The sequence below is a fragment of the Paenibacillus whitsoniae genome (assembly GCF_003955665.1).
Taxonomy (GTDB): domain Bacteria; phylum Bacillota; class Bacilli; order Paenibacillales; family NBRC-103111; genus Paenibacillus_E; species Paenibacillus_E whitsoniae.
Genome location: NZ_RXHU01000144.1, coordinates 1 through 2,450 on the forward strand (window position 1 = coordinate 1; position 2,450 = coordinate 2,450).

Consider the following 2,450-nt stretch of genomic DNA (forward strand, 5'->3'; position numbering starts at 1 on the left):
AGATGTGTATAAGAGACAGGAATAACCTTCCGCCACTGCCGACGCCGCCGGACGACGTGAATTTGCTGAAAAATCCCGGATTTGAAACGGGGGATTTCACTTACTGGCCGAATCATTACAATGGATCCTCAATCGGTACGGTGAACGCGCACGCTGGAACGTATGCGGCGAAACTGACGGGGGCTAACGCGGGGATTGAGCAAACCATCGTCGGCTTGTATCCGAATACGATCTATAAATTGTATGCGTGGGGCGTCAGTGCGGGCGGCGGAGATGCGGTGTTCGGCGTGAAAAATTACGGTGGCAGCGCTATCGATGTCCATATGTCCGGGACGACGTATGCGCGGAAAGAACTCACTTTCACGACGGGCAGCTCGAACACGAGCGCGACCATTTATCTGTATAAAGGCAGCACGGCCGGTGATGTCTATTTCGACGATCTGGAATTGTACCAATACAGTGCGGCGCCAGGCGGTACGGGACCCGTTTTTGTCGAGGGATCGGATGATGAATTCAATAACGCGACGCTGACGTCACAGTGGCGGTGGATCAGGGAGAACAATGCGAAGTGGTCCTTAAGCGCGAATCCAGGTTATATGCAGATCATTGGCGAAGCGGGAGACCTGGCGGGCAGAGCGGACGCAAAAAACGTGCTGCTCACCGGTGCGCCTGCAGGCGATTGGACGATCGAAACGAAGCTCGATGGCAAGCCATCCTCCCAATGGTCGCAAGGCGGATTGATCGTCTATGTGGATGATCTTACGTATCTGCGCGTAACCCGTTTGTACGGCAGCGGGAATCAATTCCAGTTCGACAAGCAGCTCGCCGGCGTTCGCACACATACGGAAGTTACCGATACCATCGCTTCGACAGTATCCTATCTGCGACTTGTGAAAAGCGGTAACAGCTACAGTGCATATTATTCCGCAGATGGTATTACGTACACGCAGATCGGAACGGCGCAAACCGCCAGCTTGACCGATCTCAAAGTTGGTTTGCTTGCCGTTGCAGGAACAGGACTTACAGCAAATTTTGATTATTTCCACGTCACCCAGCCTGCGCTGTTCAGCGATGATTTTGAGGATGGGAACTCCACCGGCTGGACGCCAGTGAACGGTACCTGGTCGGTGGTAACGGACGGCACGAAAGTTCTGAAACAAACGAGTTCAAGCAATGAAGCCATCACCTACGCAGGGGATGCTTCGTGGACGAACTACGCCGTGAAAGCGGACATAAAGCTGAACAATAATGCGATAGACACCGGTTCGGGCATCCTGGCCCGCTACGTCGACAACAACAACTTCTATATGTTCAGGCTGAATCTGCCCGGCAAAGTGCAGTTATACAAACGAGTGGGCGGAACCTTCACCCTGCTCAGCCAAGTTAACGATTCTTCCATCCTGTCAAACACCACATACACGTTGAAGCTGGAATTGAACGGCTCTACGTTGACCGGGTATGTGAACGGTACAGCCAAAATCACCGCAACGGATGCAACTTTTAGCAGCGGTAAAATTGGAGCAAGGTCCTTTAATCAACCGTTCTCCATCGACAATGTGAGCGTGACAGAAATTCAGTAAAAAACTACGCTTGTCCCTATCCACCCCACCGCGGGAACGATACGGGCAGGCGTTTTTTCGTGTTTTCCCCCAGGTAAAACAATGACTATCCCCGGTTGGATGATGACTATCATGCGGCGCAAACCCTTGCCCTGCCTGGTTTTCCATGCCCTCAGCCAAGACGTGCAGGAATGACTATGGACGGCAACGGCAAGCGTTCCCTATGATGCAGAGGTAGCAAGCAGCGCGTTACCATCATGATCGCCGACACAACAGGTTGGCAGAAAGGAAGTGCCCGTTATGCAGACGCACTCTGCGGCAGCCGCAGTTAGGCTCTCGACCAAGAAGGCGAGAGCGATTCATCGCAAGCAGCAAATGAAACGCATGCTGCGGAACCGCTGGCTGTATCTGATGCTGCTCCCCGGCATCTTGTTTTTTCTTATTTTTAAATACATTCCCATGTACGGCGTGCTGATCGCGTTCAAAAATTATCAGCCGTTCCTCGGCTTTTGGGATAGCAAGTGGGTCGGCATGAAGCATTTTGATCGTTTCTTCGGCGATCCGCTGTTCTGGCGGCTTCTCCGCAACACGTTCGTGCTGGCGCTGTACAACATCGTGTTCTTTTTCCCGCTGCCGATCGTCATTGCACTCATGCTGAATGAGCTGCGCAAGGAGTTCCTCAAGCGGACGATTCAAACGCTGGTTTACATTCCTCACTTCATGTCCTGGGTCGTCATCGTGTCGATTGTGTATCTCTTCTTTACAACGGAAGGAGGCCTGGTGAATGAGGCGATCAAAGCGCTCGGCGGGGACAAAATCAACTTCCTGGTCAGCGCGGACTGGTTCCGAACGTTTATTACCGCAGAGGTCATTTGGAAGGAAACCGGATGG

1 protein-coding gene and 1 pseudogene are annotated in these 2,450 nt (G+C 52.6%); both read left to right on the top strand.

Translation table 11 applies throughout. The features are described 5' to 3' along the window. The coding region (locus EJQ19_RS31105) for a beta-xylosidase family glycoside hydrolase (protein WP_126145094.1) at positions 1 to 1,580 on the top strand (1,580 nt) is incomplete at its 5' end. A 279-nt stretch (positions 1,581 to 1,859) separates the two neighbouring features. Continuing rightward, positions 1,860 to 2,450, top strand: a pseudogene (locus EJQ19_RS31110) (sugar ABC transporter permease); the annotation flags it as partial.